This is a genomic window from Psychrobacter sp. 1044 (assembly GCF_904846525.1).
Taxonomy (GTDB): domain Bacteria; phylum Pseudomonadota; class Gammaproteobacteria; order Pseudomonadales; family Moraxellaceae; genus Psychrobacter.
This window is the reverse complement of the sequence record NZ_CAJHAZ010000012.1, coordinates 45527-59992: the sequence shown is the minus strand read 5'-3', so window position 1 is coordinate 59992 and position 14466 is coordinate 45527. Positions and strand designations below refer to the sequence as shown.

Sequence of the window (14466 nt, the reverse complement as noted above, 5' to 3'; positions counted from 1 at the left end):
GACTTCCGCATATTAATAGATATAATTATGAATCATCCCGATCCAATTACTAAGTGCTACAAGCAGCTATTCTGGGCGCTCATTTATAGCCCTATTATTGCTTATCTAATAAATGCTTACTTAACTTACAGCGGGTACAAAAAGCACGACTCGAATTATACTGTTTCTTTAGAGTTTTTTAGTAGTACCGCTAAGTACATGCTGGACGATATTACCATTACTTTAATGTTCCTTTGGATTCCCTATGTTTGGATTGTAATTATTCCTTATCTGTTTATTTTTTATAAGGCACTTACTTCCAAAAGAGCAGTCGCTGAGAAATATAGAACGCTACTATTAACGTTTCTGCTAGTGCTGCTTTTTATATTTGCTAGAGAGTATTCAGACCTTATAGCGCTTTCGACCTAATTATTTTAAGCAAAATAATAATAAAACTAAACGGACTTAACATGACCAACGCCCACGATATCGCTTACGAATCTGTCTTCCAAGCCGATATCATCGACCAGATGCAGGCACATGGCTGGCAATTGGGTCATGCCAGCGGCTATCAGGCAGAGACTGCGCTGTATGAGCAAGACGTGCTCGACTTTGTGCAGAGCACTCAGCCGCAAGAGTGGGAGAAGTTTTGCCGTACTCATCCTATCGATTCTGAGCGTCACTTTATCGCTGCATTGGTTAAGCAGCTGAATAAAGCGGATGAGAATGCAACTGATAAAGCCTCGCGCACCTATGGCACCTTAGGCGTATTGCGTCATGATCTCAAGATCCGTAACGCGCGCTTCTCTTTATGCCAGTTTAAGCCTGAGCATAGCCTCAATCCTGAAATTATGGCACGCTATGAGGCCAATATCTGCCGTGTCGTTCCTGAGGTGGTGTATAGCCCGCATGCTAGTTTAAAAGACAGCACTGACGGCAAGGTCGCTAAGCGTAACCGTATTGACGTGGTTTTATTCGTCAATGGCTTACCCGTGACGACGATGGAGCTAAAGTCTGAGTTTAAGCAATCGGTACAAAACGCTATTAGCCAGTATAAGAAGACACGCCTGCCAAAAGACCCTGATACTAAAAAACCTGAGCCGTTGCTAATGTTTAAGCGTGGCGCATTGGTGCACTTTGCCGTCAGTCAGTATGAAGTCTATATGACAACCAAGCTGGCAGGTAACAGCACCTACTTTTTACCCTTTAATAAAGGCACTAAAGATGGCGGCGCGGGCAATGATACGCCTAGCGATAGCAGCCGTTATGCCACCGATTACCTCTGGAACGAGGTGCTCACGCCAGAGAACTTGCTATCGATCCTTGGGCATTTTATGCACTTGCAGATAGAGGAAGAAGAAGACGCAATTGGTCGCAAGTCTAAAAAGGAAACTATGATGTTTCCGCGCTATCATCAGTGGGATGTGGTGACCAAATTGGTCAATGCGGCCATTACTGAGGGCGCTGGGCAAAGGTATCTGATTCAGCACAGCGCAGGATCAGGCAAGTCCAACTCTATCGCATGGACAGCGCATCAGCTATCCACCTTGTATAACCGTGACGGCGATAAACAGTTTCACTCCGTTATCGTCATCACTGACCGTACCGTACTTGATGACCAACTACAGGACACCATCTACCAGTTTGAACATGCCGATGGCGTGGTCGGTAAGATCAATAGAAACGAAGGCGATGGCTCAAAGTCTGAACAGCTCGCTAGTGCCCTAGTCAACTCACAGCCGATTATCATTGTCACCATTCAGACCTTTCCCTTCGTCCTAAAAGCGATTGAAGACTCAAGTGTGCTCAAGTCGCGCCGCTATGCCATCATCGCCGATGAAGCGCACTCCTCACAGACAGGCACAACCGCGCTTAAGCTCAAAGAAGTGCTAGTATCGGGCGATATAGAAAAGAGCGTCGATAGCGCGTTATCTGGTGAGGATGTCATCAATCAGGCGATGGATGCCACACTTGCCGCCCGCCGTAACAGTCCGAACCTCAGCTATTATGCCTTTACCGCCACACCCAAGCCAAAAACCATCGAGCTATTTGGGCGCTTGCCCAATCCTGACTTGCCCGCCTCTAAAGATAACAAGCCTGAGTCCTATCATGTCTATTCGATGCGCCAAGCCATTGAAGAGGGCTTTATCTTAGATGTGCTCAAAAACTACACCAACTATAAAGTGGTCTATCAGCTTCAGCAAAAGCTTGCCGCTGATAATGAGGTCGATTCGCGCCGCGCTAAGATTAAGCTCAATAACTGGGTGCGTCTCCACGATTATAATATCGCGCAAAAGGTCAGAGTCATCATTGAGCACTTTAATGATAATGTTAAAGGCTTACTAGGCGGGCAAGCCAAAGCGATGGTAGTGACAGGTTCTCGTAAAGAAGCGGTACGCTACAAGCTTGCTTTTGATAACTATATCGCTAATCACGGTTATCGCGGTATCAATGCCATGGTCGCGTTCTCAGGTGAAGTCACCTTTACTGATAATGACCCTGACAGCGGCGCCTTACTTGGCGAGAAGTTCACCGAGCATAATATGAATATCGGGCTAAAAGGCCGTGATCTACCTAAAGCCTTTGACAGCGATGACTATCAAGTGATGCTAGTGGCTAACAAGTTCCAGACAGGCTTTGACCAGCCCAAGCTGTGCGCCATGTACGTGGATAAGAAGCTAGTAGGCGTGGATTGCGTCCAGACCTTATCGCGGCTTAACCGCACCTATAAAGGTAAAGCAGAAAGCGGCACCTTTGTCCTCGACTTCTTTAATGATCCTAACGATATTTTAGCCGCCTTTCAGCCCTACTATGAAACCGCAACTTTAGCGGACGTGTCTGACCCTGATAAGGTTTACGACCTTTTTGAGAAACTACGCGCCAGCGGTATTTTCCTATGGCGTGAAGTGGAACAGCTCGTTGAAGCGTTTTATAGTAAGAATAAATCTAACGCCGCCATTAGCAATATCTGCAAGCCCGCGGTTGAGCGATGGCAAAAGCAATATCTTGAGGCGCGTACAGAAGCAAAACACGCTAAGGCAATGCTTGAACGTACCAAAGGCACTGGTGATGTCGTCCTCATTACGAATGCTGAGAACGACTATAAAGGCTTTAAGATTAAGCAAGACGAGCTTGAGATCTTCAAAAAAGACCTCGGCACCTTTACCCGTCAGTATGAGTTTATGTCGCAAATAGTCGATTATGACAGCAAGGATCTTGAGAAGCTCAGCCTATACGCGCGTAACCTACAGCCGCTACTACGTGAAAGCGCCAGTGATGAGGACGATATCGACTTAAGTAATATCGTGATGAGCCATTACCGTGTCTCAAAGCTCTATCAGCAGGATCTAAAGCTACAAGAGAGTAGCGGCGAGCTTGACGCGGGTGGCGGCGCTGGTACCGCTAAGCCTAAAGATAAAAAAGAAGAGCTATTATCGAAAGTCATCAATCGATTGAATGAGGTATTCGCGGGCGAGGACTTTACCGATAAAGATATGATCAATTTTCAAAACACCATTTGGGATAAAGTCACTGAGAACGAGATCGTGGTCAAACAGTTTAGTAATAATAATACCGACCAGATTATGTTAGGCGGTTATCCTGATGCCGCTATGGACGCACTATTTGAGAGCCAAGAAGCCTATGAGGGCATGACCATGCATCTGCTATCTAATCCCAACCAGTTTAAAAAGTTTATTCGATTGATGCTTGATACGAAGCTGGGCGCTTAAAGGTCTGTTTGTTCAAAGTGTTTGTTTGCAGCAGAGCCAGTTTAGTCTTTTGATTGATGTAATAATTTTAGTAAGGCTCAGATATAGCACTGACAAAACTGACAAAACCTCCTAAATAGCATAAAAAAGGACGTTATTTTTCAATAACGCCCAGATATTGCACTGACAAAACTGACGAAACCTATAAAAGCTCACTCAATCTTGAGTTGATAGAGTAACGCTCTGTCGGTCTGCCCCCTTGTCCTGTACTTGGTATTTCCTGCCAGCTTAACCAGTCATTTTCGACTAATATTTCCAGCGCATTGAGTACGTCATCAGCATCAGTTAAGCCTTTCCAACCTTTGCGGATGAGCTGCCTTGCCGTAAAGCCATGACTGATCCAATCGGTTTTGTCAGTTTTGTCAGTTCCCTTTCTGACCATTTTCATTATTTTATCGGCTAAATAAGACGCTTTGATATTGGCGCTATCGGTCACTGTGCTATAAATTCTCATCATGTGACTCTCTAATACCTCACACCATGCCAGCGCTGCTCTGAGTGCGTTCATGTTGACTGCACCTAAAGACGTGCCATGTTCGATACAATCGACTAGATGAAACACTAGCGCTAATGACGGCACTGTTTTAGCATACTTGATAAGATGTTCAGCTATGACACTATGTTCAGCGTCACCAGCTCTGAGCTTAAGCGCATCATACCAACTCATAAATTCTTGATAAGCCTCATCATTAAAGCGGTAATAGGGGCGCTTGTGGTACTCATCAATGGGGTTTGCACCGTAGCGCATGAAGTCGCCTAGCTGCATACTATCGATGGTTTCAAACAAGTCATAGATAGCATCACGGCTTTGCTTGTCAGGTGGTAAGTCACGCTCTTTGCTATTAGGTAGGGGATCAGGATAAACCATCAACTGAAAGCGTTGAATAAGTCCGTCATTACCTAAGCCCTTCATCGTCTTAGATAAATAATACTCGAGCTTGTCAGGCTGTATGCCACCAATGACCGATAGACAATGAGTGTCGACAAACACTGAGCCGCGACCTATTCTATCCACTTGAAAGCTACCTAAGCCGTTAAAGCCCTCAAGATAGAATGATCGCGCTTGTTGATTGCTCTCACTCTCTAATGACGCAAGCCAACCTGTCAGCTCATCACGCTTCACCAGCATACCGTTTTTGTGTTTGCTCTCAAGCTCTCCGATACTCTCAATCGTACCGTCATCAGTCACATAGCGTTTAATCTCAGGTATCAGCTCATCACTCTGCTTTGCCTCTGCCAACTCTTGTGCTTTGGCTTTGAGATCCTCTTGACTGATTTCAGTATCATCATCAGCTTGGGTCGCGAGCTTTTTAGCAAGGTCACTGAGCTGCTTCTCAGCTGCCTTTGTCATGTGCTTGTTTAGCTCTTTTTGGGTGTTATGCTCAAGCTTGTCCTCATTGTACTTATCTTTAGCGAGCGAGACTAAATGTGATAGTGGCTTTAATCCCTCAGATAATGACGGTGATTTCTTACTCGATGGATTGCCTACGATTGCACCATAGAAGTTTGGCACAACCTCCCAGTTATCGTACATCTTTGGATAGATGCTTAGCTTCGAGCCTATCAAGCTACCTAGCGACACCATCACGGGCATTAGCACATACTCAATCGGTACGCTCAAGCGCTCAGCACAATTTGAGGCATAATCCCATAGCAGTTTGGGCATCATGGCGCTTGTGAGTGTCTTAACTGGTGGCAAGGTTTGACTGATAGGTTTCGGCTTTGGTTTGCCTAGTGCTTGCAAGTCGATAGTGTCCGCATCCGTAAGAAGGTCGCCTATCAAGTCACCTTCATTCAGTCTGCTAATGATGGTATCTATCGTGATATGAGCAATAGCATTCACACCTTCTAAACGGCTGGTTAATGCGTCTTTGTGCTGGGCCGTGTCTATGATATGAATGGTTTTGACCTTGCTAAGATGTTTTAACGTCATATCAAACATATTTTGATTAAGGCATGCAAACACAGTCACCTTACTATCAATCATTGCAAGGGCTGCATATAGCGTGACTTGATCGCTTAAACTGGTCACTAGCCACCAGTCACTATCACGGCTCATTGGCCCAATAGCATACGCGCTAGGCTGTGTGGTGTCCGATATAATAGGCGGCTCGTTATCATTGTTTGGCGTGCGTGCTGCTATGTTGATGGGTTCGGCTTTATTATTGACCATAACAAGGCCATACCTGCCTTTAGTATTAGGTAGTCTATCGCCTTTGCTATTGGCGCCCCTCATGCTAATATCAGCGTGTAGATAACGTGTATTATCTATATGATTGGTTGGTAGGTTTAAATCATCTTGCAAGCTGTCTAACTGGCTGATAGTTGCATCTTGCGCGCGCTGTTCAGGTGTCGCATTTTCAATATCAGCAATATAGCCAATGAAACTGCCCATGTTGTCCGCATGGGTTTTTTCTTGGCTGTCTGTTGGTGTGGTGGTCATTTAGTCCCCCTTGCTTGTGACTGGTTCGGCTTGCGTGTGGCTCTATACTTCTTGTAGTAGCTCTTACGCTTGCCATGCTTTGACTGAGCAAAGGCGACCTGAGCCTCTAAAAAGGTTTTAGGGCTGTCATTATCAATAGACGGGCATAGCACGGCATCACCAGCTTTAAAGGTGGCTGGGGGGCTATTGGTAGGGGTTTGTGTGTTTGAGGTCGTGCGGATTGAATTAGGCATGATAGCCTCCTGAACGTTTAGTGTGTTTGTGGTCGAACATGAAAAAAGGGTAAAACGGGTCATTAACAATCGCGTTCAGACGACGGAACTTATTCCCCAAAAAGGGTATTGTATTAGGTTCACTTAACCCGTCATAACGTACGGCACTGTGTCCAGTGTCATAGGTATAACGATTACTACTTGTCAAACTGTTATTCATGTCCGTGGTAACTTGCTGGGTGTTAATCAGGTCGGTTTTAGACACAAAAATAGCCAAAGATTGAGGACTTGGCTTTGCCCCTGAACGTATTGCTGTGGGGCTATGATAACGGCTGTTACCATCACTTGCAATCTGTTTTGGTTGTACTGGCTGGCAAGCTATCAATGACAGTAGTAAGCCGATAAGCAAGCCAATAGCCGCCACCCATGCCATAAAGATAATAAAGCTCAGTAATAAGCCGCGTTTATCTGTGTGCTTGTCGCTGTGCTGCCCGTGGTGGGGTTTTAGATTGGTTTTGTTATTCTCACTCATGGCTGATCACCTCCTTTTCTACTGCTGATAACATGCCGTCTAGCTGGTCGGCTATGTCCTCAATGGTGGCGTCATGACCTGATAGCGCCATGATGACCGCACTAATTACGCCACCTGATACCGCGCAATCTACTTGTACCGCTTGCAATGCTAACGCTAACTGACTGGTATCAAGAGACAATAAAACCATCTGCTCATTGATATGCTCTAAATGATCGGCTGATACGGCTATTTGATTACTCATTGATTGATACCTCGTCTTGTGTGATTAACTTGCCCATAATATCCGCACTCATTTTGCAAGCGTGTTCGCTATGTGCCAGTAGCGCAGAACGTACCGCCACAATCACGCCCTTGCTGGCTGGATCGGCTGTTTCAATCAGGTTCAAGGCATAGGCTAGATGCTCACAATCATTTGATACGTCCTGAATGTAGTCATCAACATGGCATAGCGTGTAGATGTCCACTGATACCAGTTGTGGCGCTAGAATGTCGTTGGGTTGGCTCATGGCTTACACCTCGCTAGCAGTTGAGGTGTGACTGGCAAGCCAGCTATTGATTTCAGACAAGCGCCACAGACTAGCCCGTCCGATTTTTACGGGGGCTGGGAATTTATCTTGATTGATTAGATGGTAGATGTGTTTGGCGCTAAAGCCAGTGATACCGCGTGTGGCGGCTTTGGCGGTGACGGTGCGCTGCTGACCTGACTTTGTAGTATAGGTCTTAGCGGTTCGCGCTGGCTGGTTGGCAAGGTCTGCCATTCTTAGATGTTTATCTGCTAACTTCATGTTATTTCACCTCATAGCGGTTAAGGGAGTTGCCAGTAATGGCGGGTTGCTATGAGATGAATGTTACGGATGGGGTTAGTAATAGGGAATAGTTATGCGCCGCATACCCTATTTTCCATTATTAGTGAAAACTCCGTTTCTAGCTGCACTTAGATGGTCACGAATGGTTTCAAATCCCATGTTAAAGTCATTATGGTTAAAATAAATAAATTCTGCGGCATCTTTAATATATGTTTTTCTACCTAATTTTTTGGAGTATTGTCTGTCTATTTCTAAATATCTTCTTCTTTGCTTTTCCACAATTCCTTTCCATCCAGTAATACTGTTTGTCTTATTTATATTGGATAACTTCTCTTGATAAGCCTTAATAAAAGCTATATTTTTAAACATCATTTGTGACTGGCATTCATTACAAGACTCACTGAACTGCATTGCTAAGTAATAGCTACCATTTTTATAAGCAAAAATTGCCAGTTCTCTATACGCTATTACTAAAGCTGCCCACCAAATAGGTAAGCCTCTAAAAATACTATCTTTCTGACGAAGTAATAAAGTAAGTTCTTGACACTTAGCTGGTAAAAATATGTCTAATATATTGTTTATACCCTCGTTGGTACTGTGCATGGTTGAAAAATCAACGTTATCAGTATTTTCATCTATACATTGTTTTATATCTTGCTCAATGGTGTTCATTAGTTCTAAATGTGATTCATTAATTAGAGCATTATCTAAAGTTGTATCAGCATAGTTTGAATATAACAGAGCATTTTCATTTACAAATGTATTATCACCAAATATAGCCCACGCTACTATTTCATTTAGTGGAAATTTCAGACTATTAGCCATAGCTAGATATATGTCTTTATTAACATCTTCCATACTAATTTTTTTATTCTTATAGTCCATCATCCGCACCCTCACACCCCTAAAGCAAAATAGGAGCAAGGCGCTGACAGCTAAGGGTGCGGTGGCTGTCGTTCGGGTAATTAGTCCTAGCCTTGCAATCGGTTATGACAGCGACTGACGCTATCATGTTCGGTTTTGTCTGTTATATCGCGCTTACCAATAGGTTTCGTCAGTTTTGTCAGTGCTGTTTTATGGCATATTGATATTTTTATGCGTTTGGGCTGATGCGTCATGTTGTTAAAAGCTGTTGTTAAAGCTGCTCGGCAAGTTTGGCCAGTACCTCAGGTGATACGCCTTGCGCCTGTAAGCTCTTTATCAGTATGTCTTTATCATGCAGCGCTATATCAGTCGCTTGCTCATTGCGGCTATCCATTTCCTTAGCGAGTTCATCAGGAGTCAATAAATCAAAGCTAACCGTCTTGCCAGCGCGTAGGTCATCAAGATAGTTCGCCCAGCGGTGCATCATCATTTGGCGCTCGGCTAAATGCTCTGATAAGTCATAGCGCCTTCTCACGCTCGATTGCTCTAAGTGAGCGAGTTGTATCTCTATCAAACTTTCAGAAAATTGCAGCTCATACAGTCCTGTGCTGGCAAGCTGCCTAAAGCCGTGACCTGTCATCTTGGGGTAGGGGTCACCTGTATAGCCCATACGCTGTAGTGCCTGATTGAACCATGCTTCACTATAGGGCTTGTTTGACTCAAAGTTATAGAACACATAGCCCGTCTGCTCAGTCAGTGGGCGCATACGCTCAATGATCGCCATCGCTTGTGGTGATAGCGGGATAATATGATCTTGGCGCATCTTCATTTTGGCGGCTGGAATACGCCACACGCTTTTATGATAATCAATCTCTGACCACTCAAAGTGCCTTAGCTCTTTAGTACGCACAAAGCACAGCGTCATAAGCTGTAACCCTGCTACGGTCTGCGCGTGTGCGTTTGGGTGATTGCTAATATATTGGTCAATGTTGCGGAGTAGGTCGGGGAATTGGTGCTGCTCTACCGCCTTCATGCGTTCGGCTTTATGCGGTCTGAGTGCTTTATTACGTCCAATGGCAAGGTTAGTAATATCATAGCCCAGCGTATTGATAGCGTACTCAAAGATAGAACTAATCAGCCCCATGCACTTATGCGCGGTTTCTGAGGTGTGTTTGCCTTGCTGCTCAAAGCTCGCTTGAATGGCAAGCCCTGTCTTAATAATATCTTGCGCGGTGATCGCCCCAATAGGGTATGAGCCTAAGTGCTTTAAAATATGATTGTCTAAGAATCCTTGCAGCTTTTGCACATTCTTAGTGGTGGTCTTAGATTTTTCATCGATATAACTTTTGGCAATGGCTTTGAATAAGTCCTTTTGCTCAAAGTTATTTTTCTCAGCACCTTTACGGGCGGTGGGGTCGATACCATCAGCGAGTAGCGCCTTTGCCTTGTCACGCTCGATACGCGCTTGCTTTAGCGACACTTGCGGCTTGAATGAGGCGTCAATGGCTTGCTTTGATGATTTATAGATACCGATTTGATAGGTTTTTTGTTTGGGCTGAATGTCTTTATCCGATTGATAGCGGTATGACATTTGCCAAAATAATGAGCCGTTGGGGTGTTGTATCAGATATAGGCTATTACCATCGCTATGACGGGCGACTTTATCGGGTGCCGACTGCTTAGCGATAGACTTCACGCCATTATCCGTTAATAGGTAGTCTTTTCTCTTATTCATGCCAGCCCCAAAGATGTTAAATAAGTTTTAACAACAGATTTAACAACATTCTATAGGTGCTAATAGGTAATGACAAGTAATAGTTAAAGATATAGAATGATGGTATTAAAGGGCTGTAGAGGTTTGGGGTAATGCTAGGGAATGGCAAAATATGAGGGTTGGTGCGCTCGGCGGGAATCGAACCCACGACCCTCGGCTTCGGAGACCGATACTCTATCCAACTGAGCTACGAGCGCATAATAACAATGGCGTACGGTATTATCAACATCATGCCTAAACGAGCGTTATGAGCAGTAAAGATGTCGAAAAATAAAGACCGCTTAGTCTAACAAATAAAATCCATAAAGCCAATGAATGAAGACAGTGATTGATGTTTTTTAAGAAAAAACAGGATAGTCATTAAACAGGCATGGCAATCTACCTGCCTTTTCCCTTATAATGACAGGGAGAATTCATATTTATAATCACCGATTACAAGTGTGCTAGTACGCGGGATGGCTGTTTGCTATTGATAACTATTTGGTTGTCAAAGGAGGACAAGCAGAATGTCTGAGCCGTATGAGCCTTTGTATATGTAATAAGAGAACGTGACGAATGAGAAAAGTAGTTATGTTATCGGCAGCTGCCATTCTAGGAATCGCTAGTATCGCGGTGAGCCAAGCTGAAAGTGTTGTAGACACTCCTGTAACTGTTTCTGATGTAGCAGCGGCGCAGGAAGTGGTAGCAAATGCGCCTGAGCAGTTGGGTGATGATACCCAAGCTGCTGCAGATACGACTGATGGCGATGCACCTGCCGCAGAAACTGCCGCTGCCGCACCTGCGGTTGATGAAGAGCCTATTCCGCAAGATACGCCGCAAGTGCAAAAGCTGATTGCTTTGTATCCTAACTTAATTGCTCGCATTCAGCCAGTTGCTAAAGTGTGCTTTGAAGACGATGAAGTTTGTGATGTGACGGCACGTGCCGCTGGCCCATCAGCTGGTGATGGTCCTCGTGATGGCAAAGCAGTATACAATGCTGTATGTCAGACTTGTCATGCGGCAGGTCTACTTGGCTCACCAATCTTAGGTGACGCTGGTGCATGGGGACCACGTATCTCCAAAGGTAAAGAAACATTATATACTCATGCTATCAATGGTTTTAACGCCATGCCTGCTAAAGGTGGCGCTGATATCCCTGATGAAGAAGTTCAAAACGCTGTCGATTATATGGTTGGTGAAGCAAGCTAATAGTATTGAATATCTGGCTAAGCCTTTTACCCTATATATCAGTGGAGCGCCTATTTCATTAAATGAGATAGGCGCTTTTTTAATGATGAGTATTATCAATACGGTACTTCTAAGGCATTACAGTTGAAATTTACCAACACTAGCCTCACTTTATGACACTACACAGTCTCTTCTGTCTGTTTATATTCTAAAAACATTTTTACATAAATTTATAACCAATAAAGAGGTTTTCATGTCTGAGGTACCAGCACTTGCTATCCAGAATTTATCCAAAACCTATAGCAATGGGTTTTCGGCACTCAAAGATGTCAGTTTAACCGTCCCGCAAGGAGGTTTTTTTGCGTTGCTGGGGCCAAATGGTGCTGGTAAATCAACCATGATTGGTATTATTAGCTCGCTTTTTAAACCAACCACTGGCAGCGTAAAGATCTTTGGCACCGACTTACTAGAGAATCCGTCTGTCGCTAAACAGTATCTTGGTATCGTCCCACAAGAGTTTAATTTTAATATGTTCGAAAAAGTCGAAGATATTTTGATTACACAGGCCGGTTACTTTGGCATTCCTGCCAAAGAAGCACGCCCACGGGCAAAACGATTATTAATGGCGCTAGGTCTATGGGACAAGCGCAATAGCAAGTCACGTGAGCTATCAGGTGGTATGAAGCGCCGGTTGATGATTGCAAGGGCGCTGATTCATAAGCCAAAATTATTGATTTTGGATGAGCCAACCGCTGGGGTAGATATCGAGTTACGCCGCTCTATGTGGGAGTTTATGCAGCAGATTAATATCGAAGAAAACACCACGATTATTCTGACGACTCATTATCTTGAAGAAGCGGAGCAGCTGTGCAAACGCATTGCGATTTTGGATCATGGTGAGATTCGTATTAATACTGAGATGAAGGACTTGCTAGCGCAGCTATCGGTTGAGACCTTTGTGTTTGATTTGGAGACACCGCTTACACGTCAATTGGTTTTGGCAGGAGTGACAGACACATCGCAGCCTGATGATCAGACGCTTGAAGTCACACTGACTGAAGGCGAATCGTTGAATGGTGTTTTTGACCAGTTATCTGAGCAAGGTATCACGGTAGCCAGTATGCGTAATAAAGCCAATCGACTAGAAGAGCTATTTATGCGCTTAGTAGACAAAAATATCCAAAGTGCAGACAGCATGAAGGAGGCAGGATTGTGAGTCAAGAAATGATAGATCCTAATAAAACCATGTCATGGAATAAAAAGTGGATTGCTTTTCGCACCATTTTGTTAAAGGAGGTTCGCCGAATTCTGCGTATTTGGCCACAGACCTTGCTGCCACCAGTTATTACGATGAGTCTCTATTTTGTCATCTTCGGTAAGATGATTGGATCGCGTGTGGGTGAAATGGGCGGCGTGCCATACATGCAGTTTATCGTGCCTGGTCTCATTATGATGTCGATTATTACCAACAGTTACTCCAATGTGGTTTCGAGCTTCTTTAGTGCCAAATTCACCTCCAGTATCGAGGAGCTGTTGGTCTCTCCTGTATCCAAACATGCGATTTTGATGGGTTATATCAGTGGTGGTATCTTTCGTGGACTGGCCATTGGTATCATCGTCTCAATAGTCGCACTATTCTTTACTGATCTTGGCATTGAGCATTTATTTGTGACGGTATTTACGGTACTGGGTACGTCTATCTTATTTTCACTTGGTGGCTTTATAAACGCCGTGTTTGCTCGCTCATTTGATGATATCTCTATCATTCCAAGTTTTGTGCTTACGCCATTGACCTATCTTGGCGGTGTGTTCTACTCGATGGAAAACTTGTCACCATTTTGGCAAAATATTTCGCTATTGAATCCTATCGTTTATATGGTGAACTCGTTCCGTTACGGTATTCTCGGTTATTCTGATGTGAATGTCTGGTATTCGATGGCTGCTATTTTTGTCTTCTGTGCGGTATTCTATACCATCGCCTATCGTTTACTCAGTAATGGCTCACGTGTGCGCTTGTAGATTAGTTTGTAAAATATAGCTTGTCACCTTATTATAAGAGTCCAACATTGTTGGGCTTTTTTTATGCAAAAAATTTCAATAAGGCATAAGCTTTTGATAATAGCGGTATTAAGTGGCTTTTCCAATGCTGCTATTGCGGCATCGTTTGCTAATATGGATGATTATGTTTGGGAGACTATAGAAGCGCCTATTTATCCTAACTGGGGTAAGGATTGTAATAGTGAGGATGAGCGGATTTATCAAGATTGCTTAGATAAAAGCTTGATGATTTATAATCAAAACCTCATCGAAAAACTACAATTATCAAAATATATTTCTCGTCAGCTAAACCAGACCACTATTACGATACCCAGTCATGAATCTCCTGTCATATTGACCGATAAGTCTGTACAAGACGAAAACGGGGACAGCCTTAGGTATGTTTATCTTATAAATAGCTATGATAAAAATAAAAACTGGCTTTATCTATCTGGACAAGCCTATGAAACTAATAACACAGTATTGGTTGATCTAAACACGGGTGTTATACAAGAGTTTGAAGGATCGCATTTGACATTTTCACCAGACATGACTTATGCAGCCACGGTTAAAGTTGAGTTTCCAGAAGAAGAAGAGGTTATCATTTGGAAAAAGGACAAGTACGGTAGCTATCAGTATGATAAAAACAATATGGATTATGGAAATTTTCGGCAACATTTCAAGTTTTATGACAGTCGGAAGTATAGTCCAATGCCTTATAGTGCAAAGCTTGAATGGGTTACCAATGATAGCTTATTGGTAGATTTTTATTTTAATATGAGTGAGCATGACACTATTACTTATCGAGTACGATTTAATTATGTGAAGACAGAGCCCGCATCAGACTGGCAAATGATTCCCATAAAATAGCCCATTGCT

13 protein-coding genes and 1 tRNA gene are annotated in these 14466 nt (G+C 43.7%); 5 read left to right on the top strand and 9 right to left on the bottom strand.

The genetic code is table 11. The features are described from left to right. Positions 1-449 precede the first annotated feature (449 nt). Positions 450-3710 carry a type I restriction endonuclease subunit R gene (locus JMX82_RS09855; RefSeq protein WP_201540409.1) on the top strand — a complete coding sequence of 1087 codons (3261 nt, stop codon included), beginning with the start codon at positions 450-452 and terminating at the stop codon, positions 3708-3710. A 181-nt stretch (positions 3711-3891) separates the two neighbouring features. Here the strand turns inward: JMX82_RS09855 and JMX82_RS09850 are convergent, their stop codons facing one another. The 9 genes from JMX82_RS09850 to JMX82_RS09810 form a co-directional block, all read right to left on the bottom strand. After that, positions 3892-6192, bottom strand: a complete 2301-nt coding sequence (locus JMX82_RS09850) for a YfjI family protein (RefSeq protein WP_201540408.1) — start codon at positions 6190-6192, stop codon at positions 3892-3894. After that, positions 6189-6425, bottom strand: coding sequence for a hypothetical protein (locus tag JMX82_RS09845; RefSeq protein ID WP_201540407.1), 237 nt, complete (start codon positions 6423-6425; stop codon positions 6189-6191). Before JMX82_RS09845 ends, JMX82_RS09850 begins: the two co-directional genes overlap by 4 nt. Then, on the bottom strand, positions 6418-6936 hold the full coding sequence (locus JMX82_RS09840; protein ID WP_201540406.1) for a hypothetical protein: 519 nt from the start codon (positions 6934-6936) through the stop codon (positions 6418-6420). Before JMX82_RS09840 ends, JMX82_RS09845 begins: the two co-directional genes overlap by 8 nt. After that, entirely contained in the window at positions 6929-7180 is a 252-nt protein-coding gene (locus JMX82_RS09835) for a hypothetical protein (protein ID WP_201540405.1), read from the bottom strand. Before JMX82_RS09835 ends, JMX82_RS09840 begins: the two co-directional genes overlap by 8 nt. Continuing rightward, the gene (locus tag JMX82_RS09830) at positions 7173-7445 is read right to left on the bottom strand and encodes a hypothetical protein (RefSeq protein WP_201540404.1); all 273 of its coding nucleotides are present in this window, start codon (positions 7443-7445) and stop codon (positions 7173-7175) included. Before JMX82_RS09830 ends, JMX82_RS09835 begins: the two co-directional genes overlap by 8 nt. Before the next feature lie 3 nt (positions 7446-7448). Next, positions 7449-7724, bottom strand: a complete 276-nt coding sequence (locus JMX82_RS09825; RefSeq protein ID WP_201540403.1) for a helix-turn-helix transcriptional regulator — start codon at positions 7722-7724, stop codon at positions 7449-7451. Positions 7725-7832: 108 nt separating this feature from the next. Continuing rightward, on the bottom strand, positions 7833-8630 hold the full coding sequence (locus JMX82_RS09820) for a hypothetical protein (protein WP_201540402.1): 798 nt from the start codon (positions 8628-8630) through the stop codon (positions 7833-7835). Between the two features lie 250 nt (positions 8631-8880). Continuing rightward, positions 8881-10344, bottom strand: a complete 1464-nt coding sequence (locus JMX82_RS09815; RefSeq protein ID WP_201540401.1) for a tyrosine-type recombinase/integrase — start codon at positions 10342-10344, stop codon at positions 8881-8883. Between the two features lie 159 nt (positions 10345-10503). Further along, positions 10504-10580 (bottom strand) — tRNA-Arg (locus JMX82_RS09810). A 358-nt stretch (positions 10581-10938) separates the two neighbouring features. Here JMX82_RS09810 and JMX82_RS09805 point away from each other — a divergent pair. From JMX82_RS09805 to JMX82_RS09790, 4 genes are all read left to right on the top strand, one after another. Next, positions 10939-11571, top strand: coding sequence for a c-type cytochrome (locus JMX82_RS09805; RefSeq protein WP_201540400.1), 633 nt, complete (start codon positions 10939-10941; stop codon positions 11569-11571). 232 nt (positions 11572-11803) lie between these two features. Then, positions 11804-12766, top strand: a complete 963-nt coding sequence (locus JMX82_RS09800) for an ABC transporter ATP-binding protein (protein WP_201540399.1) — start codon at positions 11804-11806, stop codon at positions 12764-12766. Positions 12767-12795: 29 nt separating this feature from the next. Further along, on the top strand, positions 12796-13569 hold the full coding sequence (locus JMX82_RS09795) for an ABC transporter permease (protein WP_045446727.1): 774 nt from the start codon (positions 12796-12798) through the stop codon (positions 13567-13569). 63 nt (positions 13570-13632) lie between these two features. Beyond that, positions 13633-14457 (top strand): hypothetical protein, encoded by an 825-nt coding sequence (locus JMX82_RS09790; RefSeq protein ID WP_201540398.1) that lies wholly within the window; start codon positions 13633-13635, stop codon positions 14455-14457. The last annotated feature ends 9 nt before the right edge of the window (positions 14458-14466 follow it).

What these genes read in the sequence shown, in the direction of transcription:
- JMX82_RS09855 (WP_201540409.1), top strand. Translation starts at nt 450, where the DNA reads ATGACCAACGCCCACGATATCGCTTACGAATCTGTCTTCCAAGCCGAT.
- JMX82_RS09850 (WP_201540408.1), bottom strand. Translation starts at nt 6,192, where the DNA reads ATGACCACCACACCAACAGACAGCCAAGAAAAAACCCATGCGGACAAC.
- JMX82_RS09845 (WP_201540407.1), bottom strand. Translation starts at nt 6,425, where the DNA reads ATGCCTAATTCAATCCGCACGACCTCAAACACACAAACCCCTACCAAT.
- JMX82_RS09840 (WP_201540406.1), bottom strand. Translation starts at nt 6,936, where the DNA reads ATGAGTGAGAATAACAAAACCAATCTAAAACCCCACCACGGGCAGCAC.
- JMX82_RS09835 (WP_201540405.1), bottom strand. Translation starts at nt 7,180, where the DNA reads ATGAGTAATCAAATAGCCGTATCAGCCGATCATTTAGAGCATATCAAT.
- JMX82_RS09830 (WP_201540404.1), bottom strand. Translation starts at nt 7,445, where the DNA reads ATGAGCCAACCCAACGACATTCTAGCGCCACAACTGGTATCAGTGGAC.
- JMX82_RS09825 (WP_201540403.1), bottom strand. Translation starts at nt 7,724, where the DNA reads ATGAAGTTAGCAGATAAACATCTAAGAATGGCAGACCTTGCCAACCAG.
- JMX82_RS09820 (WP_201540402.1), bottom strand. Translation starts at nt 8,630, where the DNA reads ATGGACTATAAGAATAAAAAAATTAGTATGGAAGATGTTAATAAAGAC.
- JMX82_RS09815 (WP_201540401.1), bottom strand. Translation starts at nt 10,344, where the DNA reads ATGAATAAGAGAAAAGACTACCTATTAACGGATAATGGCGTGAAGTCT.
- JMX82_RS09805 (WP_201540400.1), top strand. Translation starts at nt 10,939, where the DNA reads ATGAGAAAAGTAGTTATGTTATCGGCAGCTGCCATTCTAGGAATCGCT.
- JMX82_RS09800 (WP_201540399.1), top strand. Translation starts at nt 11,804, where the DNA reads ATGTCTGAGGTACCAGCACTTGCTATCCAGAATTTATCCAAAACCTAT.
- JMX82_RS09795 (WP_045446727.1), top strand. Translation starts at nt 12,796, where the DNA reads ATGTCATGGAATAAAAAGTGGATTGCTTTTCGCACCATTTTGTTAAAG.
- JMX82_RS09790 (WP_201540398.1), top strand. Translation starts at nt 13,633, where the DNA reads ATGCAAAAAATTTCAATAAGGCATAAGCTTTTGATAATAGCGGTATTA.